This window comes from uncultured Flavobacterium sp. (genome assembly GCF_963974175.1).
Lineage (GTDB): Bacteria > Bacteroidota > Bacteroidia > Flavobacteriales > Flavobacteriaceae > Flavobacterium.
This window is the reverse complement of record NZ_CAXBBR010000006.1, coordinates 142,193-163,433: the sequence shown is the minus strand read 5'-3', so window position 1 is coordinate 163,433 and position 21,241 is coordinate 142,193. Positions and strand designations below refer to the sequence as shown.

The following is a 21,241-nucleotide window of genomic DNA, read 5'->3' as shown; positions in this document are numbered from 1 at the left end:
TGCATAGTATATTATTCGAATTAATATCCTAATTTTGTAAAAGACTATTAGAAAAATAAAAAACAATCCTATGAAAATATTAGTTTGCATCAGTCACGTTCCTGATACTACTTCAAAAATTAATTTTACCAATGGTGATTCTGAATTCGATACCAATGGGGTACAATATGTAATTAATCCAAATGACGAATTCGGATTAACACGAGCAATATGGTTTCAAGAACAACAAGGAGCAACAGTTACTGTTGTGAATGTTGGAGGACCAGAAACTGAACCTACTTTAAGAAAAGCATTAGCTATTGGAGCAAACGAAGCAATTCGTGTAAATGCAGCTCCTACTGATGGTTTCTTTGTAGCAAAACAACTTGCCGATGTTATAAAAAATGGTGGTTACGATCTTGTTATTGCAGGAAAAGAATCATTAGACTATAACGGAGGAATGGTTCCTGGAATGATTGCAGGTATCTTGGGTAATAATTTCATTAATTCTTGTACCGGCCTTACCGTTGAAGGAACAAATGTAACAGCAATTCGTGAAATTGATGGTGGGAAAGAAACTGTTTCTACTTCTCTTCCATTAATTATTGGAGGCCAAAAAGGACTTGTAGAAGAAAAAGACTTACGTATTCCGAACATGAGAGGAATTATGACTGCTAGAAGTAAAGCGCTAACGATTGTTGAACCTGTTGATGCTCCAGTAAATACTAAAGCAGTAAAATTTGAAAAACCAGCACCTAGATCAGCTGTGAAATTAATTTCTCCAGACAATCTAGACGAATTAATCGACTTATTACACAACGAAGCAAAAGTAATCTAGAAATCAGTGTTCAGTATTCAGTGTTCAGTAATAAACTTTACACCTGGAACTTTAAACTTTAAAAAAATAAATCATGTCAATATTAATATATGCAGAATCTGCGGAAGGAAAGTTCAAAAAAGTAGCTTTTGAATTGGCTTCATATGCAAAAAAAGTAGCCGAATCTCTAGGAACAACTGTAACAGCAGTAACAGTTAACGCTGGTGATGTTTCGGAATTATCAAAATACGGAGTAGACAAAGTATTAAAAGTAAACAACGATAAATTAGCAGGTTTTACTGCTAAAGCATATGCTGATGTTATCAAACAAGCAGCACAAAAAGAAAGCGCTAAAGTAATTTTACTTTCATCAACAACTGACAGTATCTATCTTTCATCACTTGTTGCCGTGTCTTTAGAGGCTGGTTTCGCTTCTAATGTAGTGGGATTGCCATTAAGCACATCTCCTTTCCAAGTAAAAAGAAATGCATTTTCAAATAAAGCATTTAATATAACAGAAATCAGTACTGAAGTAAAAGTTCTTGGTCTTGCCAAAAATTCTTACGGTATTTCTGAAAACCCATCTACACTAACTGAAGAAGACTTCAATCCCACTATTGGAGAAAATGATTTTGGAGTAAAAGTAGAATCAGTAGAAAAAGTATCTGGAAAAGTATCTATCGCTGATGCTGACATCGTAGTTTCTGCAGGTCGTGGATTAAAAGGACCTGAAAATTGGGGAATGATAGAAGAATTAGCAACTGTACTTGGTGCAGCAACTGCTTGTTCTAAACCAGTTTCCGACTTAGGTTGGAGACCTCACGGAGAACATGTTGGTCAAACTGGAAAACCGGTAGCAACTAACCTATATATTGCAATAGGAATCTCTGGAGCAATCCAACATATAGCAGGAATAAGTTCTTCAAAAGTAAAAGTGGTTATCAATAGTGATCCAGAAGCTCCGTTTTTTAAAGTGGCTGACTACGGAATCGTTGGAGATGCATTTGATATCGTTCCTAGATTAATCGAGAAATTTAAAACATTCAAGGCGCAACAGTCATAATGTAATATTCTTCAAGAAATATAGCTGCCTGAAAACAAGATAATCGTACCTTTGTTTTCAGGCAGTTTTTTTGTCTGTCATTTTTTTATTAAAATTGCACCCAAATTTAATAACGAAATTAAATCTTTAAATTAGGTACCCCGTACTTTTCATTTCAGCAAATATGAGTTTAGTTAAATTATCGATAAAAGGAATTTCATACAGCCAAACACAAAATGGAGCTTATGCCCTGATTTTGAATGAAGTTGATGGCGAAAGAAAACTACCAATTGTCATCGGTGCATTTGAAGCACAATCTATAGCAATCGCCTTAGAAAAAGAAATTAAACCACCTCGCCCGTTGACACATGATTTATTCAAAAACTTTGCAGAACGATTTGACATCACTGTAAAACAAGTCATCATTCATAAATTAGTTGACGGTGTATTTTATTCCAGCATCATTTGCGAAAGAGATAAAATTGAAGAAATAATAGATGCACGTACCTCAGATGCAATCGCACTTGCATTACGATTTAACGCACCTATTTTTACTTACAAAAATATTCTAGACAAAGCCGGTATTTATTTAAAAGCAAATTCACAAGAAACAGATAAAGACTCCCAAGAAATCGATGATATTCTTTCAAACCCAGAAACTTTTGGAAATGAAGAAGAAAGCAACGAAAGCGGTCGTATTTATATTAAGCATAGCCTTCAGGAATTAAGTGAATTACTTGATCAGGCAGTTCAACACGAGGACTATGAGAAAGCAGCTAAAATAAGAGACGAAATTTCTAAAAGGGAATCGTAGTTGTACAATCGTTAATTTGGCTATTTTTGAATTCAATACCAAATTATCAAATCACCAAATAAACATTTCAATGAAGCAATATTTAGACTTAGTGCAACACGTTATGGACAACGGCTGTCAAAAAGGAGACAGAACGGGAACAGGAACCAAAAGTGTTTTCGGTCATCAGATGCGTTTTGACTTAAGCGAAGGTTTCCCTATGGTAACCACTAAGAAATTGCATTTCAAATCAATTGTATATGAACTACTTTGGTTCTTAAAAGGAGATACTAATATTAAATACCTTCAAGAAAACGGAGTTAAAATCTGGGATGCATGGGCTGATACCAATGGCGATTTGGGACCTGTTTATGGTCATCAATGGCGCAACTGGAACAGTGAAGAAATAGATCAAATAGCCGATTTAATTACCGAATTAAAAACAAATCCTAACAGTCGTAGAATGCTTGTTTCCGCATGGAATCCATCTGTACTTCCGGATACTACAAAATCCTTTGAGGAAAATGTAGCTAACAATAAAGCAGCTTTACCGCCTTGCCACGCTTTCTTTCAATTTTATGTAGCCGATGGTAAGCTATCCTGCCAGCTATACCAGCGCAGTGCCGATATCTTTTTAGGAGTCCCTTTTAATATTGCATCTTATGCCCTACTTACCATGATGATTGCACAAGTTTGCGATCTAGAAGCAGGCGAGTTTATCCATACTTTTGGAGACGCACACATTTACAATAATCATATCGAGCAACTGCAATTGCAATTATCTAGAGAACCAAAATCTTTACCAAAAATGATCTTGAATCCGTCCATAAAAGACATATTCAAATTTGAATTTGATGATTTCACGTTAGAAGGATATGAGCCCCATGCCCTTATTAAAGGGAATGTGGCCGTATAATAGACAAAAAAAAATGTTTTAGTTAAACAACTAAAACACTATTTTCTGCTCCTGCAAACTCGTTCCATTTAAAAGAATCTGCTTCAGTTTCATTTACAAATGCACCGTCTATTACATACTTGAATTCGTAAGCAGCGTCCTTATCTATGCTAAAGACACCTTTGAAAGTACCATTTTTTAATTTATTTAAAACCCCTTCTTTAGGATTCCAATTGTTAAAATCTCCAATAACCGCAGCTTCATCAGCTTCTTTTGCCTCAACTGAAAAGGTAACTTTACATACCGGTTTTGTTTTTATAAATTGCTTTTTAATAGCCATAACAGTTTCATTTTTAATATTATAAAGCAAAGAAAACAAATTTTATTGAGTTTAAGTCACACTCCATGCAGATTTAGTAGTATGAGGCAAACAGTGTTAAATTTTAGCTAATTTAACAATTAACATAAGCTTAAATTTTCTAAAATAAAAAAGAAAACGTTTTCTCAATAAATATTAGATAGTCTAATTGTCGACTTTCCGAATTAAATTTTATCTTTATAACCAAAATTCAACTTATGGAAAGAGAACAACATGAACTATATGAATATGCCCGAAGAAGGATAAAACAAAAAAAAGGGTTATATTTTCATTTTGTACTTCTATTTTTAGCCAGTTTATTTTTGTTTGTCTCAACCAAACTTTTTAATTTTGGAATAGATTCAAATTGGTATATTTACCTAATTACAGCATGGTTTTTTATTTTCCTATTGCATTTCATCAAAGTGTACATAACCGACCGTTTTATGAATAAAAACTGGGAAAGAGAGCAGATAGACAGACTGGTTGCATTACAAAAAAACAAAATAGCTGAATTAGAATCACAAATAACTGAAGACACTTCAATATAAGAACTAGAAACATGATTATAATGATTGCGGCAGCATCAGAAAACAATGCACTTGGAAAAAACAATGAATTGGTTTGGCACTTACCCAACGATTTCAAGAGATTCAAAAGTCTCACTTCAGGCCACCCTATCATTATGGGGCGAAAAACATTTGAAAGTTTTCCAAAACCGTTACCTAACAGAACACACATAGTTATAAGTCGTCAAGAAAACTATAACCCAGAAGGTTGTATTGTAGTTAGCAGTATGGAGAAAGCAATAGAAATATGCCCTTCAAATGAAGCTATATATATTATAGGTGGAGGTGAAATTTATAATTTAGGAATTCCTTTTTCAAATAAAATTGAATTAACACGTGTTCATCACACCTTTGAAGCAGATGCTTTTTTTCCAGAAATTGACCTTAAGGATTGGGAACTGATACATTCTGAACTCCAAAATAAGGACGAGAAACATCAATTTGATTACACTTACCAAACGTACATTAGAAAATAAAAAAACACCCTAATTAGGGTGTTTTTCTTTTAAAACAATGATTAGGAAAATGACCTACTCTTGAAACAGAATTTGATAACACAATCCAAAAATAACGAATGTTAATAAAACTCCAGAAATGAAGATAATAACATTTGATGTTTTCTGAGAGTACATCTCAAAAAAGCCTTTAATACCAAATACCACGAAGGTACTAAAGACAAAAAAAATTAAAATTTCCAAAAACAAATTTAATCCTAAGAACGTGTGCTGCGCAATAAATACACTACCACCTTTTACAACGGTACCGTCAAACCCGCCTACAAGAACAAGTGATATAACTAGCGCAAGAAGCAACCACTTGATTTGGGTCATTAATTCCCTTTTAATCATTGAAAAACTATTATAATTTTATAGTGTAAAAATCGTTATAAAAACGCTCACCCACAATACCCACTTTTAGTGATATTTCAATTTATTTATAACACTCGCTTTTCAACCTCATATCTAGATAAGTACAAACCAAACATAAGCCCCATTTTTTTCTTACTATTTTGAAATCTGGATTACGGTTCAAATTAGAATGTATTATATTTGTGAAAATTTAAAAAATGTCAAAAAACATAACTCCATATAAAAATTCCGATTTAGGCAAGAAAGAACAGGTTGCAAAAATGTTTGATACTATTTCTGGAAATTACGATAATTTGAACCGTGTCATTTCTTTTGGAATAGACATCAAGTGGCGAAAAAAAGTATTGGAAATTGTCGCAAAATCAAATCCAGAAACAATATTGGATATTGCTACAGGGACTGGTGACTTAGCTATTTTGATGGCGCAAACCAATGCTAAAAAAATTATTGGTTTAGACATTTCTTCAGGAATGCTTGAAGTAGGTGTAAAAAAAATCGCCAACAAGAAACTATCTAATACAATAGAAATGGTATTAGGGGATTCTGAAAACATGCCGTTTGAAGACAATTATTTTGACGCAATCACGGTTGCCTTTGGCGTAAGAAACTTCGAAACACTTGAAAAAGGACTAAAAGAAATACTACGTGTCTTAAAACCGAATGGTGTTTTCGTTATTCTTGAGACTTCGGTTCCAGATAAAACGCCTTACAAACAAGGGTATAATTTTTACAGTAAAAACATACTGCCAATCATTGGTAAACTTTTCTCAAAAGACGATGTAGCTTATGGATATTTGTCAGAATCAGCTGCAGCATTTCCTTATGGAGAGGCTTTAAACAATATATTGAGAAAAATTGGGTTTATAGATGTAATAGCCCTACCGCAAACTTTTGGGGTAGCTACCATTTATTCGGCATCTAAAAACTAATACTGAGATATATTCAGCCCAAACATGAAAAAAATTGTTGTCTTGCTTTTACTCGTTTTGTCCATTAAAGGAAACTCACAGTTTAAAAAAAGCATGTTTGCGAAAGATCCTATAATCAATTTAGAAAATTTTCAAAAATCCAGAGTCTATTACGGTTATTTCTTAGGATTTAACTCCTACGACTTCAAAATAGACTACAGAACTGTAGGGCCGGACATCCTTGTTAAAAAGACCACCGGCTTTAACGTGGGAATAGTAGGCGATCTAAAACTTCAAGAATATATCAATCTAAGATTTGAACCTGGTTTATACTACACCCAGAGAGACCTCTACTTTCCTGGATTTACTAAAAAAACAGATATTCTAAGAGAAGTAAGTAGTACCTACATCCATTTCCCTCTATTGTTGAAATTCTCTTCACTAAGGACGGGTAACATTCGACCGTATCTTGTTGGAGGTGTTTCTGCTACTTTAAATTTGTCAGGAAATTCCAAAGCAATCGATGACAATTACGAACAAAAATTCAGAGTAAAACCCTGGACTACCAATTATGAAGTAGGTTTTGGCATCGATCTTTTCTCTGAATATTTCATATTTTCCCCTTCTATCCGAGGAGTTTTTGGGATTAACGATGAGTTGATACGGGACAATGATCCTAACAGTCCATGGACAGGCGACATTCAATCTCTAAAAACGAGAGCGATATTGATTAATTTTACCTTTCATTAGTAGACATCAACACTACCTCCTAAATTCACTGAGTATGATTGCTGTTGCAGTCGCCACATTCAAACTTTCAGTTTTTTGAATTTCTCCAAAACGAGGAATAGACAACTTATTTTTTATCAACTTTTCGAGTTCCTTTGAAATTCCATTCGCTTCATTACCCATAACCACAATACCTTCTTGCGGCAACGTAGTTTTGTAAATATTTACGCCGTCCATAAATGTACCAAAAACCGGCAAATTAGTAGCGGCGATAAAAGAATTTAAATCAATATAACTCATATTAACTCGCGCTATAGAACCCATAGTAGCCTGCACCACTTTTGGATTGTATAAATCTACAGTTTCTTTTGAACACACGATCTCCTTAACACCAAACCAGTCGCACAACCTTAAAATCGTCCCTAAATTGCCTGGATCACGTATGGAGTCTAAAGCAACAATTAAACCTGATTCTTTAACTTTCTTCTCAAGAGGGATTTTAAACACTGCTAAACAGCTATTAGCCGTTGCCAATGCACTGATTTTCTTCAAGTCTGGTTCTAGTATCAACGATTTTTTTGATGGTAAAACATCTTCAAAATCGTTTTGAGTGGAATACAAATGTTCCAGTTCAAAATTTGAATCTAACAATTCTTGAATTACTTTTACGCCTTCGGCAAAAAATAATTTATTGCTGGTTCTATATTTTTTTTGCTGTAAACTCGTTATAAGTTTTATTTGGTTTTTACTAACCATAAAATAATGTACTTTTGAATTAAATATTTTATAACACTTGAAGAAGATTTCTACAAAAATAGCAGCATTTATTCTAATAGCAACATTTATTTGCGCCTGTAACGCTGTAAAAAGAGTTCCTGATGGAAAACAACTCCTTACTAAAAATCAAATTATAGTAAATGGGAAAGCGACAAAGGCAGAAAATGTGTTTAATCAATTATATCAAAAACCAAATAGCACTTTGTCATTAGGCTTTCGTCTGCGTTTAAATTTGTACAATTTAGCTAATTTGAATCCAGATTCAACCTACCAAGCAAAATTTACAAATCATCCTGGCAAGTACGAAAGAAAATCAAAATGGCTGTCGGCAAAACAAGTAGACCGACTTGGGAAATCTTTTTGGTATCACGGAATTCATGATTTCCTTAAAAAAACAGGGGAACCTCCTGTAATACTAGACAGCACCAAAACCAAAAAATCAATCTTACGTCTGAATTACTATTATTTCAATAATGGTTTCTTCAATGTAAGTACAGATTACAAAGTAGATACTGTGGCTCCTAAAAGAGCCAAAATAAAATATGAAATCAGCACAGGAAAACCGTACTTCCTAGACACCATACAAACAACAATTGCTACCCCTGCCTTAGATTCATTATACGAAACAATTAAATCTAACTCCATCCTTAAGTCAGGAACTCAATATAAAACACTTGATTTTGACGATGAGAAAAACCGTATTACTACCCATTTCAGAAATAATGGTGTGTACTACTTTCAGCCTACTTATGTAAACTTCGATATTGACACCATTCAAAAAGTCGATAAGGCCAATGTAAACTTAATCATCAATGATTATTCCTATCAAGATAAAGACTCTACGAGAACAGAACCTTTTAAGATATATAAAATAAGTGATGTAAACATCTATACGGATTATTCCCCTAACAACAGTAGTTCAAAAATCACGGATAGTACTACTTATAAAAATTTTAATTTATACAGTCACGAAAAATTAAAATACAAACCACACGCGATAACAGATGCGATTTTTATCACTAAGGGCGGGCTTTTCGCAGACAACAAAACTGTTCTAACTACACGTTATTTGAATAACCTTAAAATATTCAATTACCCTACCGTCCAATATGAAATTGACTCAAGAGACACTACATATAGTTCTTTGATTGCAAAAATATACTTAACACCAAGAAAAAAATATAGTTTTGGAACCTCCCTGGACATCACACATTCTAATATTCAGGATATAGGAATCGCATTAAGCATTTCAGAAACGATCAGAAATGTATTTAACGGTGCCGAAACATTGGAGGCTTCCGTACGTGGAAACATTGGTTCATCTAAAGATTTAGCCAATCCAAACAATCAATTTTTTAATGTTTCAGAATACGGAGTTGACTTAAAGCTAAACGTCCCGAGGATCTTTATGCCTTTCTCTACCGAAAAAATTATTAAGAAAAGTATGATTCCTTCTACCCTTATGGCTATTGGATTTGCAAGACAAAGAAACATTGGATTAGACAAGGAAAATTTCACTGGAGCATTTACTTACAACTGGACTCCTAAGAAAAACAACACCGCTCGTTTTGACCTTTTCAACGCCCAATTTGTTCAAAACCTGAATCCACAAAATTATTTTAATGTCTACGGATCTTCCTATACTGCTTTGAACGAAATTGGAAAAACATACAATATAGAACCAACCTATTTTGACGACAACAATGATTTAATAATTGAAAAAGGAACAACAGGGTTTATTACCGATGTATTAGCTGGAAATACTGCATTAACATCTTCAGATACTGATTACGCTTCAGTAAAGAGCATCGAAGAGCGAAGATTAAGACTAACTGAAAACGATTTTATTCTAGCCACTAGTTATACGTTTACAAAAACGACCAAAACAGATTTACTAGATAACACTTTTTACCTCTTCAAAACAAAAATTGAATCTGCGGGATCACTATTGACTTTAATTTCGAATACGACAAATCAAGTTGAAAATAAAAACGGCAAATTTGAACTTTTCAATTTAGAGTATTCAGAATATATCAAAACAGAATTTGACTATATTAAACACTGGGATCTAACCAAGGAGAAAGTACTTGCTGTCAGAAGCTTCTTTGGGATAGCAATTCCTTTTGGCAACTCTGATTACATTCCGTTTTCTAGAAGTTATTTTTCTGGTGGCTCAAATGACAACCGAGCTTGGCAACCTTATAGTTTAGGACCTGGAAGCAGTGGAGCAAAAGACGATTTTAACGAAGCAAATATGAAAATTGCATTGAGCGCTGAATTTCGATTTAAAATTTTGGGAGAATTAAAAGGAGCTTTTTTTGCTGATGCAGGTAATATTTGGAATGTTTACGATAACGTGACTGATGAAAAGTCCACTTTCACCGGTTTTAAAAGTCTAAAAGACATTGCTTTGGGAACTGGTTTCGGACTAAGATATGATTTAAGTTTTTTTGTTATACGATTTGATTTCGGATTTAAAACCTATAATCCGGCCAACGATTCTGGAGAAAAATGGTTTAGAGAATACAACTTTGCAAACTCTGTTTTAAATTTTGGAATAAATTACCCCTTCTAATGCTATTTAATTCTTATTTTTGCAGTCTTGAACTAAAAACAAAAAAACCAACTAAAAAAAATTAAAATGGGACATAACATCAAACCGGGCGTAGCTACAGGAGATCAAGTACAAGAAATTTTCAATTATGCAAAAGAAAAAGGCTTTGCTCTACCTGCAGTAAATGTTACTGGTTCTAGTACAATAAATGGAGTTCTTGAAACTGCAGCAAAATTAAATGCTCCTGTTATTATTCAATTTTCTAACGGAGGAGCACAATTTAATGCTGGAAAAGGACTTTCTAATGCAAATGAAAAATCAGCTATAGCTGGAGGTATTGCTGGTGCAAAACACGTACATGCATTGGCTGAAGCATATGGAGCTACAGTAATACTACATACTGACCACTGTGCAAAAAAACTTTTACCTTGGATTGACGGATTATTAGATGCTTCAGAAGAACATTTTGCAGCAACTGGAAAACCATTATACAGCTCACATATGATTGACTTGTCTGAAGAGCCAATCGAAGAGAACATTGAGATCTGCAAAGGATACTTAGCTAGAATGAGTAAAATGGGAATGACTCTTGAAATCGAACTTGGAATTACAGGTGGTGAAGAAGATGGTGTTGACAACTCAGATGTAGACAGCTCTAAATTATATACTCAACCAGAAGAAGTAGCTTATGCTTACGAAGAATTATCTAAAATAAGCCCAAGATTTACTATTGCTGCTGCTTTTGGAAACGTACATGGTGTTTACAAACCAGGTAATGTAAAATTGACTCCGAAAATTTTGAAAAACTCTCAAGATTTCGTTCAAAAGAAATTCAACACAGGAAACAATCCTGTTGATTTTGTTTTCCACGGTGGATCAGGTTCTACACTAGAAGAAATCAGAGAAGGAATTAGCTACGGAGTTATCAAAATGAACATCGATACCGACTTGCAATTTGCATTTACTGAAGGTATCCGTGACTATATGGTTAAAAATATTGATTATTTGAAAACTCAAATTGGTAACCCAGATGGTGCTGATATTCCAAACAAAAAATATTACGACCCAAGAAAATGGATTCGTGAAAGCGAAATGACTTTCAACGCAAGATTAGAGCAAGCATTTGCCGACTTGAACAACGTGAATACACTATAAAATTAAGAATTATGAGTTATAAAGTAGAAGTATTCTTTCTATTTTATAACTCATAACTTTTAACTCATAACTCATAACTATTAAATATGGCTTGGTTTAAAAGAAAAGAAAAAGGAATTACAACTGCGACTGAAGACAAAATGGATGTTCCTAAAGGTCTTTGGTACAAATCTCCTACAGGAAAAATTATTGATGCCGATGAGTTGGAACGCAATTTATTTGTAAGTCCAGAAGATGGTTTTCATGTTAGAATTGGTAGTAGCACCTATTTTGAAATCTTATTTGACAATAATGAATTTGTTGAATTAGATAAAAACTTAACGTCTAAAGACCCTTTGCACTTTGTTGATACAAAGAAATATGCAGACCGATTAAAAGATGTTATGGAGAAAACCAAACTTAAAGATGCGGTACGTACTGGAGTTGGAAAATCCAAAGGTAGAGACGTAGTAATTTGCTGTATGGATTTTGCCTTTATTGGTGGATCAATGGGAGCGGTTGTAGGTGAAAAAATCTCAAGAGGGATTAATCACTCTATCAAAAACAAAATCCCATTTATAATGATCTCTAAATCAGGCGGAGCGAGAATGATGGAAGCTGCTTATTCTTTAATGCAATTAGCAAAAACATCGGTAAAACTTGCCCAGCTTGCTGAGGAAAAAATACCTTACATCTCTTTATGTACAGATCCTACAACAGGAGGAACAACTGCATCATATGCCATGTTAGGAGATATTAACATTTCTGAACCAGGTGCCTTAATTGGATTCGCAGGACCAAGAGTTGTAAGAGATACTACGGGTAAAGATTTACCTGAAGGTTTCCAAACTGCTGAATTTCTTTTAGAGCATGGTTTCTTAGACTTTATCACGCCAAGAAAAGAATTGAAAGACAAGATCAACTTGTATATCGATTTGATTCAAAATAATGATATTAGATAGTATAACTATCCAAAAAATACTAAAGGCGCAAATATAATTTGCGCCTTTTTTTATGCTTTTATTTTAAATTTATGTTTACGAAAACTGGAATATTTTTATTGGTCGTATTTATTTCTAAGCTGCAATAAAAAACAAGAAGTCTACTACTACCAAACCGAACACATTAAAATATTGTGCGAATGTCTCCTGATTCCGTACCCAAATAAATGAATTAACAATACCACTCTTTTTCACACAGCACAGCAGCAACTAGCAATAAACCGGCTTACATACCTGTTCTAATTGCTTCAACAGGATCTAATTTTGAAGCAGTAATCGCAGGCAATATTCCGGAAATTAAACCAATTAACCCTGCCAATAATGTTCCCAAAAGAATATTACCCATCCCTAAAACAAATTCGAAATCTAACACATTGGTTAATATTAAAGCAATAATCCACACTAAAAACAATCCGATAACCCCGCCAATGACAGACAATATAACAGCTTCGAATAAAAATTGGAATAAGATAAAACGGTTTTTGGCTCCTAATGATTTTTGAATTCCTATTAGATTCGTGCGTTCCTTTACTGAAACAAACATGATATTTGCAATTCCAAATCCTCCAACTAAAAGAGAAAACCCACTAATCATCCATCCTCCAAATTTCATATTCAATATAATCCCATCAATTAAATCTGTAAAACCAGAGAATACATTTATAAAAAAATTATCTATTTCACCAGCTTTCACACCTCTGTAGCTTCTAAGTTTTTGAGAAATTTCAGACTTATAAGCACCCATATCAACCCCTTTATTGGGTTTTAGAATAATTACATTTACTAAAGATTCATTGTTATCTCCATACAACTGTCTAAGAAAATTAACTGGAATAAAAGCAGAAGTATCGTCACTGTCTCCAAACAGACCTGCGCCTTGTTTCTTTAACACTCCAATTACAGTAAAACGTTGACCGTACACTCTGACGTTCTTACCAATTGGCTCTAATTCATCAAAAAGTGATTTTGCAATTTCACTTCCTAAAACAATAACTTTCGAACCTGAATTTGCTTCTGACTCATTATAAAACCTTCCTTTATCAAACTCTAACCCTTGAATATCTATAAATTCATAGGATACCGGCACCATATTAACGTCACTTACTGTGTTTGAATCGTATTTTATAGATTCCCGTTTAGTGAAAATTTGATAACCCAATTGATCCGTATTAGTCATAGCACCTTTCATATAGGTATATTCATCATACTTAATATTAGGAAACTGCTCTCTTTTCCATTTGGGAATTTCAGAAGGCCCAAAAGAGAATTTCATTAAATAAATCGTATTTTTATCTAAACCACTTAAATCTTTAGAGATCTTTCTGTCCAATGAATCCACAGCAGCAAGCACCGCTATAATTGAAAAAATCCCGATAGTCACTCCCAGCAATGAAAGCAAAGTTCGCAACATATTACTTCGCAATGCATTCATTGCAAAAGCAAAACTTTCTTTCAATAATCGGAGATATACTAGCATAAACACTTTTTTCTGTTATTGTAAAAATCTTAAAATATTATTCAAAAACCAAATAATAAAGGATACTTCAAGTTGGTCTGATTTTTTAAGACAATGTTACAACACTTCATATAAATTTATAATCAAAAATTAACTATTTTTGCACTTTATAACTATAACTACATAATGAGCACAGCTAAAACGATTCAATCAGCATTAATTTCAGTATTTTCAAAAGAAGGTTTAGAACCTATAGTTAGAAAACTACATTCTCAGAATGTGATTTTATATTCTACAGGTGGAACTGAAGATTTTATAAAAAACTTAGGTATTCCAGTAGTACCTGTTGAAGATGTAACTTCTTACCCTTCGATCCTAGGTGGAAGAGTAAAGACATTACACCCAAAAGTTTTTGGTGGTATCTTAAACCGTCAAGATAATGAAAGTGATGTTCAACAAATGGAGGAGTTTAATATTCCCCAAATCGATTTAGTAATTGTTGATTTGTACCCTTTTGAAAAAACAGTTGCTTCTGGAGCAAGTGAAAGTGATATTATTGAAAAAATAGACATTGGTGGAATTTCTTTAATTCGTGCTGCTGCAAAAAACTTCAAGGATACCGTTATAATTGCATCAGTTGAAGAATATAGTACACTTTTAGACTTAATAACAGATCAAAATGGAGCGACAACTATTGCCGACAGAAAATTATTGGCAACAAAAGCTTTTCATGTTTCTTCTCATTATGACACTGCTATCTTTAACTATTTCAATACTGATGAAACTATTTTCAAAGCAAGTATCGCAGATGGTCAGATATTAAGATATGGAGAAAATCCTCATCAAAAAGGATTCTTCTTTGGTGATTTTGACGCTATGTTTAACAAACTACACGGGAAAGAATTATCATACAACAATTTATTAGATGTAGATGCCGCAGTTAATTTGATTGCTGAGTTCAAAACTGACAAACCTACTTTTGCCGTATTAAAACACAATAATGCTTGTGGCCTAGCTACAAGAGATACAATAAGCGATGCTTACAATGCCTCTTTAGCTTGTGACCCAACATCAGCATTTGGTGGTGTCTTAATTGCAAATACAAAAATAGACGTCGCTACGGCAACTGAAATAAATAAATTGTTTTGCGAAGTAGTAATTGCTCCTTCATATGATGCTGACGCAATTGCCGTTTTACAAGAAAAGAAGAATAGAATTATTTTAATTCAAAACGAAATAGACTTACCGCAAAAACAAGTAAGATCTTGTTTGAACGGACTTTTAATTCAAGAAAGAAATAACATTACCGACAATAAAGAAGATCTTAGAACCGTTACTATAACTAGTCCCACAGAAAAGGAAATTCAAGATTTAATATTTGCCTCTAAAATTTGTAAAAACACAAAATCTAACACTATTGTTTTTGCAAAGAACGGAACACTCATTTCATCAGGAACAGGGCAAACTTCAAGAGTTGATGCCTTGCTTCAAGCAATTGAAAAAGCAAAAACTTTTGGTTTTGACTTAAACGGAGCCGTAATGGCTAGCGACGCTTTCTTCCCTTTTCCAGATTGTGTAGCACTTGCAAAAGACGCTGGCATAACAGCTGTCATTCAGCCAGGAGGATCGATAAAAGATCAATTAAGCATCGACTATTGTAATGAGAATAAACTTGCAATGGTATTTACAGGAACACGTCATTTTAAGCATTAATTTGTTTAACTTTGTACGCTCCTAATTTTTAACTTTTTAAACCCCTGAAAAACTTATGGGATTTTTTGATTTCATGACCGAGGATATTGCGATAGACCTTGGTACCGCTAACACTTTAATCATACATAATGATAAAGTCGTAATTGACAGCCCATCAATAGTTGCTAGAGACAGGATCTCTGGTAAAATCATTGCTGTTGGTAAAGAAGCCAACTTGATGCAGGGTAAAACACATGAAAACATTAAGACAATAAGACCTTTGAAAGATGGTGTGATTGCTGATTTTGATGCTTCAGAAAAAATGATTAGTATGTTCATAAAAAGCATACCAGCATTGAAAAAAAGAATGTTCACACCTGCTTTACGAATGGTGGTATGTATTCCTTCTGGAATTACAGAAGTTGAAATGAGAGCGGTAAAAGAATCTTGTGAAAGAGTAAATGGTAAAGAAGTTTACTTAATTCATGAACCTATGGCTGCAGCAATTGGTATCGGTATCGATATAATGCAACCAAAAGGAAACATGATTGTAGATATAGGTGGAGGTACAACTGAAATTGCTGTAATTGCACTTGGCGGTATTGTATGCGACAAATCAGTGAAAATTGCTGGTGATGTTTTCACAAATGACATAGTATATTACATGCGTACTCAACACAACTTATTTGTTGGAGAAAGTACAGCTGAAAAAATAAAAATCCAAATTGGAGCCGCTATTGAGGACTTAGAAACTCCTCCAGAAGACATGTCTGTTCAAGGAAGAGATTTACTTACCGGTAAACCAAAACAAGTAGAGGTTTCTTATAGAGAAATCGCTAAAGCGTTAGACAAATCAATTCAAAGAATTGAGGACGCAGTTATGGAAACTTTGTCTCAAACTCCTCCGGAATTAGCAGCAGACATCTACAATACAGGTATTTACCTTGCCGGTGGTGGTTCTATGTTACGTGGACTAGACAAACGAATTTCTCAAAAAACAGATTTACCTGTTTACATTGCAGAAGATCCATTAAGAGCAGTAGTTCGAGGAACAGGAATGGCGCTTAAAAACCTTTCGAAATTTAAAAGTATCTTAATAAAATAAGATGTTGAAGAATTCCGTTTAGAAGCAAATCCTGAAACAAAATAATTAAACAAGAGAATGCAGCAAATATTTAATTTTATATTCAAAAACAGTACTAGAATACTGTTTTTGCTGTTATTATGCATTTCGTTTTTGCTTACGATACAAGCTCACTCCTACCATAGAAGTAAAATAATAAGCTCCGCTAATTATTTAAGCGGCGGAGTCTATGAAAAGATCAATAATGTGAGCGAATATTTGAATTTAAAAACTCAAAATGACGCTTTGGCAATTGAAAATGCCAGGCTAAAAAGTGTCTTATTTGCCGCTACCGACTCTATTTCGATTACAGAATTAGAAAAAACAAAGGAAACACAGCCTTACGACATTGTGGTTTCTAAAGTGATTCATAACTCCTATAATGTTCACGAAAACTACCTCACATTAAATTCCGGTGCCTTACAAGGTGTAAAATCGGATATGGGAGTAATCAATAATTTAGGATTAGTAGGAATTATAGACAATACTTCTCCTAGATATTCCACTGTTATCAGTATTTTGAATGTCAAATCTCGAATAAATGCTAAAATTAAAAAATCAAATCATTTTGGCTCTTTAATTTGGAACGGAAAAAGTACTGGTTTTGTTCAATTGATAGATGTCCCAAGATTAGCAGCTATTAGAAAAGGAGATACTATCGTAACCGGAGGACAATCCGTTATTTTTCCCGAAAACATCAACATTGGAACAATTGATAAAGTAGAAATCGATGACCAAACTCATTATTATACAATAACTGTTAAGCTATTTAACGACATGACTAATTTAGGTCACGTATATATTATAAAAAGCAAATACCGAGATGAACTTAATAATTTAGAAAAAAGAGAGAAAGATGAATAGCACTTTGTTAGTCAATATTTTTCGGTTTATTTTATTATTGGCCGTCCAGATTGTTATTTTTAACAATATGAATTTTTTAGGGTTTATAATGCCCCTACCTTACATGTTGTTTATTATTTTATACCCTGTTAATGGAAATAGAGCTGGGCTTTTACTAGCCAGTTTTCTATTAGGCCTCACCATGGATGTGTTTTCTAATTCAGGAGGTGTGCACGCTGCTTCCTGTCTGACCTTAGCTTATCTCAGGCCTTCTATATTTAAATTTTCCTTTGGAATTAGTTACGAATACCAAACGATAAAATTGAATGATGTTTTAACCCCTGAGCGGTTCTCTTTTATATTAATTTCAGTAATAGTTCATCATTTCACCTTATTTATATTAGAAGCGTTTCAGGTCAGTTTCTTCTGGGACATCCTAATTCGAACATTATTAAGTACCGTGTTTACTATCATTAGCTGTATCATAATAATATACCTAATCAAGCCTAACAAAAGATGAGAAAACTCCTGCTGCCTTCCTTAATTATCGTCGCAGCATTATTGCTGCTGATTCGCATATTTTATTTGCAGGTTATCAATGACAGCTTCAAATTAAAATCAGATAATAACGCCATTAAAATAAAATACGACTATCCCGAAAGAGGTTATATTTTTGATCGATATGGGAAGTTGTTAGTATCTAATCAAGCGTCGTATGATATTATGGTAATACCAAGAGAGTTAAAAAAAATCGACACTTTAGAGTTTTGCCAGTTATTAAATATTACAAAAGAGGACTATATTAAAAAAATAGCTAAAGCTAAAGTGTACAGCCCACGCCTTCCTTCCGTTTTTTTATCTCAATTAAACAAGAGTGAGTTTGCTGCATTTCAAGAAAAAATACGAAAATTCCCAGGTTTCTACTTTCAAAAACGTTCGCTTCGTGATTATGAAGTGGATTTTGGAGCAAATGTTTTTGGGTCTATCACTCAAGTTAACGAACGATTAATTGCTAAAAACCCGTACTATAACAGTGGGGATTTGATAGGCCGCCAAGGTGTTGAAGAAAGTTATGAAGAAATCCTACGAGGAATAAAAGGGGTTAAATATTTTCAAAAAGACAAATACAACAGAGAAATAGGTTCTTATAAAGACGGGAAATATGATACTATTGCAGTACAAGGAGAAGACATAAATCTTACACTTGATGCTGAACTACAAAAGTATGGAGAGCAATTAATGATTAATAAAAGAGGGGGGATTGTAGCGATCGAACCTAAAACGGGCGAGATTCTAGCCCTTGTCACCGCCCCATCTTATGACCCATCTATTCTGGTTGGTAGACAACGCTCTAAAAATTACACCTTATTATATTACGACTCGATTGCAAAACCACTTTATGACAGAAGTCTTTTAGCAGAGTACCCTCCCGGTTCTCCTTTTAAGATATTAACTGGTTTAATTGGTTTACAAGAAGGTGTTGTAGACGAACAAACCACTTTTATGTGCCATCATGGATTTAGTTATGCAAGAGGACGATTTATGAAATGTCACGGTTTTGGACCGCACAAATTGAATAATGGGATATACGCTTCCTGTAACACCTATTTTGCTAATGTCTACATGAGGACTATTAATAAATATGCAAAACCATCTTATGCCGTTGATGTTTGGAGCAATCACGTAAAAAGCTTTGGACTGGGTGATTTTATGGGTTATGATCTACCCACAGGAAAAAGAGGGAATGTTCCGGATTCAAAAACTTATAAAAAAATCTATCCTAACGGAGGCTGGAGAAGCACGACCATTATATCAAATTCAATCGGACAAGGAGAAGTCTTAATGACACCAATACAACTAGCCAATATGATGGCGACGGTTGCTAATGAAGGTTACTACTATACTCCCCACATCATCAAGAAAATTAAAGGCACTGCTATTGACCCTAAATTTAAAGTGAAACATCAGACGACCATTGATAAAAAGTATTTTAAACCTATGATTCAAGGTTTATTTGACGTGTACAACATGGGTACCGCCAGTTCATTGCGAGTAGAAGGAATTGACATTGCTGGTAAAACAGGTACAGCAGAAAATTTTGCTAAAATTGGAGGGAAAAGAGTTCAGCTTAAGGATCACTCTATTTTTGTAGCTTTTGCGCCAAAGGATAATCCAAAAATTGCAATAGCCATTTTAGTAGAAAATGGTGGATTTGGAGCAACAATTGCGGGTCCTATTGCCAGTCTAATGATCGAAAGATACCTTAGAAAAAAAATTACAAGAATAGATTTAGAAACGAGAGTTCTAAATATTAGCTTACGAGATCAATATGCAAAATTAGGCGGAATGACGGAAGCTAGCGCTATTGAAACTACGCCTAAAGATTCTATAGGGAAAAAAAATGTTGTGAACACATTTACACCTATTGATTCTACTAAACAAAATTAAAAAGAGATTCATTTCAAATGAAAAATCAGAGTATAAAGAAAAATCTTGACTGGACATGTATACTAATTTATGGTGCACTTGTGATTATGGGTTGGTTAAATATCTACTCATCGTCCTTGTCATCTATAGAAGATACCTACCAGAAACAGCTTATATTTATTTTATTGACTATTCCTCTAATTTTCATACTGCTTGCTATTGACGGTAAGTTTTATGAGAAATATGCGAGTATCATCTTTGGTGTCTCTCTATTATCATTAGCAGGTCTATTTTTATTTGGAAAAACCATCGCTGGCCAGCGTTGTTGGTATGCAATAGGTAGCTTCACATTACAACCCTCTGAATTTGCAAAAGCAGCAACCTCATTGGCTTTAGCAAAATTTTTAAGTGATTCTCAAATTAACTTAAAGGAGGTCAATCGTCAAATTCAAGCTCTTGCGATTGTTTTTTTACCCGTTCTACTTATCCTACCACAACCAGACCCTGGTAGCGCGCTTATTTACAGCATCTTTATCATTGTATTGTATCGTGAAGGATTGCCTTCATGGTATGTATGGACTGGCTTTACAACTATTCTTTTATTTGTACTGACCCTAGTCTTACAACCACAATATGTGATATTATTGGCGCTAGCGGTCATCTTGATCGTCTATTTTAAATCAAGATTAGGAGACCGAAATATCGTTTTAAGTAGTATTCTTTTTGTACTAATTTCAGGCTTTGTACTATCTGTTAATTATGTTTTTCAAAATGTATTTAAACAACACCATAGGGATCGTTTTAATATCTTATTGGGTAAAACCGTAGATTTAAAAGGAATTGGATACAATACTAATCAATCAGAGATTGCTATTGGTTCCGGAGGATGGCTAGGAAGAGGTTTCCTTGAAGGAACACAGACCAAAGGAGGGTTTGTACCAGAGCAACACACTGATTACATTTTCACTACCGTTGGTGAAGAATGGGGATTCGTGGGATCTTTTGTAGTTATTGCTCTATTTGTAAGCTTATTTCTTAGAGTTATTTATTTGGCCGAAAGGCAAAAAACCAAATTCAGTCGCGTTTATGGGTACTGCGTAGCGGGTATTTTATTTACACACTTTTTTGTAAATATAGCAATGGTAGTAGGCGTTTTCCCTACGATTGGCGTGCCATTACCTTTCTTTTCCTATGGAGGATCTGGACTTTGGGGATTTACTATATTACTGTTTATATTCCTTAAAATGGATGCTAATAAAGTAAATGAATGGTAAC

At 33.9% G+C, this 21,241-nt stretch carries 21 protein-coding genes; 17 read left to right on the top strand and 4 right to left on the bottom strand.

Annotation, left to right across the window (positions count from 1 at the left end; all coding sequences use genetic code 11):
* Positions 1-70: 70 nt before the first annotated feature.
* The 4 genes from AAC069_RS11485 to AAC069_RS11470 all read left to right on the top strand — a co-directional run bounded on the left by AAC069_RS11485 (position 71) and on the right by AAC069_RS11470 (position 3,547).
* Positions 71-817, top strand: coding sequence for an electron transfer flavoprotein subunit beta/FixA family protein (locus AAC069_RS11485; protein WP_339920608.1), 747 nt, complete (start codon positions 71-73; stop codon positions 815-817).
* Positions 818-890: 73 nt separating this feature from the next.
* Positions 891-1,859 carry an electron transfer flavoprotein subunit alpha/FixB family protein gene (locus AAC069_RS11480; protein ID WP_339920607.1) on the top strand — a complete coding sequence of 323 codons (969 nt, stop codon included), beginning with the start codon at positions 891-893 and terminating at the stop codon, positions 1,857-1,859.
* Between the two features lie 163 nt (positions 1,860-2,022).
* The gene (locus tag AAC069_RS11475; protein WP_091088830.1) at positions 2,023-2,652 is read left to right on the top strand and encodes a bifunctional nuclease family protein; all 630 of its coding nucleotides are present in this window, start codon (positions 2,023-2,025) and stop codon (positions 2,650-2,652) included.
* Positions 2,653-2,722: 70 nt separating this feature from the next.
* Positions 2,723-3,547 (top strand): thymidylate synthase, encoded by an 825-nt coding sequence (locus AAC069_RS11470; protein ID WP_339920606.1) that lies wholly within the window; start codon positions 2,723-2,725, stop codon positions 3,545-3,547.
* Positions 3,548-3,569: 22 nt separating this feature from the next.
* Here AAC069_RS11470 and AAC069_RS11465 read toward each other — a convergent pair whose 3' ends face one another.
* Positions 3,570-3,866 (bottom strand): isoamylase early set domain-containing protein, encoded by a 297-nt coding sequence (locus AAC069_RS11465; RefSeq protein WP_339920605.1) that lies wholly within the window; start codon positions 3,864-3,866, stop codon positions 3,570-3,572.
* Between the two features lie 236 nt (positions 3,867-4,102).
* Here AAC069_RS11465 and AAC069_RS11460 point away from each other — a divergent pair, with 236 nt between their 5' ends.
* Complete coding sequence (locus tag AAC069_RS11460) at positions 4,103-4,435, top strand: 2TM domain-containing protein (RefSeq protein WP_339920604.1); 333 nt, start codon at positions 4,103-4,105, stop codon at positions 4,433-4,435.
* An 11-nt stretch (positions 4,436-4,446) separates the two neighbouring features.
* On the top strand, positions 4,447-4,929 hold the full coding sequence (locus tag AAC069_RS11455; protein WP_339920603.1) for a dihydrofolate reductase: 483 nt from the start codon (positions 4,447-4,449) through the stop codon (positions 4,927-4,929).
* 54 nt (positions 4,930-4,983) lie between these two features.
* Here AAC069_RS11455 and AAC069_RS11450 read toward each other — a convergent pair whose 3' ends face one another.
* Complete coding sequence (locus AAC069_RS11450) at positions 4,984-5,283, bottom strand: hypothetical protein (RefSeq protein ID WP_339920602.1); 300 nt, start codon at positions 5,281-5,283, stop codon at positions 4,984-4,986.
* A gap of 236 nt (positions 5,284-5,519) precedes the next feature.
* Here AAC069_RS11450 and ubiE point away from each other — a divergent pair, with 236 nt between their 5' ends.
* On the top strand, positions 5,520-6,251 hold the full coding sequence (gene ubiE / locus AAC069_RS11445) for a bifunctional demethylmenaquinone methyltransferase/2-methoxy-6-polyprenyl-1,4-benzoquinol methylase UbiE (RefSeq protein ID WP_339920601.1): 732 nt from the start codon (positions 5,520-5,522) through the stop codon (positions 6,249-6,251).
* A 24-nt stretch (positions 6,252-6,275) separates the two neighbouring features.
* The gene (locus AAC069_RS11440) at positions 6,276-6,980 is read left to right on the top strand and encodes a porin family protein (protein ID WP_091088851.1); all 705 of its coding nucleotides are present in this window, start codon (positions 6,276-6,278) and stop codon (positions 6,978-6,980) included.
* Between the two features lie 12 nt (positions 6,981-6,992).
* On the opposite strand, the gene AAC069_RS11435 is transcribed toward AAC069_RS11440, so the two are convergent.
* Positions 6,993-7,715 carry an RNA methyltransferase gene (locus tag AAC069_RS11435; RefSeq protein WP_339920600.1) on the bottom strand — a complete coding sequence of 241 codons (723 nt, stop codon included), beginning with the start codon at positions 7,713-7,715 and terminating at the stop codon, positions 6,993-6,995.
* A gap of 37 nt (positions 7,716-7,752) precedes the next feature.
* On the opposite strand from AAC069_RS11435, the gene AAC069_RS11430 reads away from it, so the two are divergent.
* The 3 genes from AAC069_RS11430 to accD all read left to right on the top strand — a co-directional run bounded on the left by AAC069_RS11430 (position 7,753) and on the right by accD (position 12,386).
* Entirely contained in the window at positions 7,753-10,311 is a 2,559-nt protein-coding gene (locus AAC069_RS11430; protein WP_339920599.1) for a BamA/TamA family outer membrane protein, read from the top strand.
* 66 nt (positions 10,312-10,377) lie between these two features.
* Complete coding sequence (gene fbaA, locus AAC069_RS11425) at positions 10,378-11,445, top strand: class II fructose-bisphosphate aldolase (protein ID WP_339920598.1); 1,068 nt, start codon at positions 10,378-10,380, stop codon at positions 11,443-11,445.
* Between the two features lie 86 nt (positions 11,446-11,531).
* Positions 11,532-12,386, top strand: a complete 855-nt coding sequence (accD, locus tag AAC069_RS11420; protein ID WP_091088865.1) for an acetyl-CoA carboxylase, carboxyltransferase subunit beta — start codon at positions 11,532-11,534, stop codon at positions 12,384-12,386.
* Positions 12,387-12,651: 265 nt separating this feature from the next.
* On the opposite strand, the gene AAC069_RS11415 is transcribed toward accD, so the two are convergent.
* A complete protein-coding gene (locus AAC069_RS11415) occupies positions 12,652-13,902 on the bottom strand; it encodes an ABC transporter permease (protein ID WP_339920597.1) in 1,251 nt (416 codons plus the stop codon).
* Positions 13,903-14,067: 165 nt separating this feature from the next.
* On the opposite strand from AAC069_RS11415, the gene purH reads away from it, so the two are divergent.
* Genes purH through rodA form a run of 6 tightly spaced genes read left to right on the top strand, consistent with a single transcriptional unit; the run spans position 14,068 to position 21,240 of the window.
* On the top strand, positions 14,068-15,594 hold the full coding sequence (gene purH / locus AAC069_RS11410; protein WP_339920596.1) for a bifunctional phosphoribosylaminoimidazolecarboxamide formyltransferase/IMP cyclohydrolase: 1,527 nt from the start codon (positions 14,068-14,070) through the stop codon (positions 15,592-15,594).
* Positions 15,595-15,649: 55 nt separating this feature from the next.
* Positions 15,650-16,678 carry a rod shape-determining protein gene (locus tag AAC069_RS11405; protein ID WP_091088876.1) on the top strand — a complete coding sequence of 343 codons (1,029 nt, stop codon included), beginning with the start codon at positions 15,650-15,652 and terminating at the stop codon, positions 16,676-16,678.
* 57 nt (positions 16,679-16,735) lie between these two features.
* The gene (mreC, locus tag AAC069_RS11400) at positions 16,736-17,560 is read left to right on the top strand and encodes a rod shape-determining protein MreC (protein WP_339920595.1); all 825 of its coding nucleotides are present in this window, start codon (positions 16,736-16,738) and stop codon (positions 17,558-17,560) included.
* Positions 17,553-18,059, top strand: coding sequence for a rod shape-determining protein MreD (locus AAC069_RS11395; RefSeq protein ID WP_339920594.1), 507 nt, complete (start codon positions 17,553-17,555; stop codon positions 18,057-18,059). The genes mreC and AAC069_RS11395 overlap by 8 nt, the downstream gene beginning before the upstream one ends.
* Positions 18,056-19,987, top strand: coding sequence for a penicillin-binding protein 2 (mrdA, locus tag AAC069_RS11390; protein WP_339920593.1), 1,932 nt, complete (start codon positions 18,056-18,058; stop codon positions 19,985-19,987). Before AAC069_RS11395 ends, mrdA begins: the two co-directional genes overlap by 4 nt.
* 17 nt (positions 19,988-20,004) lie before the next feature.
* The gene (gene rodA, locus AAC069_RS11385; protein ID WP_339920592.1) at positions 20,005-21,240 is read left to right on the top strand and encodes a rod shape-determining protein RodA; all 1,236 of its coding nucleotides are present in this window, start codon (positions 20,005-20,007) and stop codon (positions 21,238-21,240) included.
* The last annotated feature ends 1 nt before the right edge of the window (position 21,241 follow it).